Origin of the sequence: Nocardia otitidiscaviarum NBRC 14405, from assembly GCF_000308635.1 — a bacterium.
In the GTDB taxonomy this organism is placed as follows: Bacteria; Actinomycetota; Actinomycetes; order Mycobacteriales; family Mycobacteriaceae; genus Nocardia; species Nocardia otitidiscaviarum.
Genome location: NZ_BAGD01000222.1, coordinates 1 through 402 on the forward strand (window position 1 = coordinate 1; position 402 = coordinate 402).

1 protein-coding gene is annotated in these 402 nt (G+C 66.2%); it reads left to right on the plus strand.

What is annotated here, in order from left to right:
• Positions 1–52: 52 nt before the first annotated feature.
• A partial coding sequence (locus tag ON31_RS29415) for an HNH endonuclease signature motif containing protein (RefSeq protein WP_255222305.1) occupies positions 53–402 on the plus strand: 350 nt, incomplete at its 3' end.

A 402-nucleotide genomic window follows, 5' to 3' on the forward strand; every position in this document is an offset into this window, starting at 1 on the left:
TCCGGAGAACCTGGGGAGTCATCGGGGTGTGCCGGTGTCGGTGGTGTTGACGATGAGTGTGACCGACCTGCAATCGGGGTCCGGATACGCCCACACCGCATCGGGGTCGGTGATGTCGATCCCCGACGCGTTGCGGATGGCCGAGGGCAGCTACCCGTTGTTGATGCTGTTCGACGGCAAAGGACTGCCGTTGCATCTGGGGCGGGGGAAGTATCGGTTGGCGTCGCCGTGGCAGCGGTTGGCGTGTATCGCCGCCGACCGCGGCTGCACCCGCCCGGGCTGTGAGGCTCCCGCGACGATGTGCGCGGTGCATCATATGGTGCCGTGGTTGCGGGGTGGTCGTACCGATATCGACAACCTGACGTTGGTGTGCGACCGCTGCCACGCCCAGATCCCCGAGGA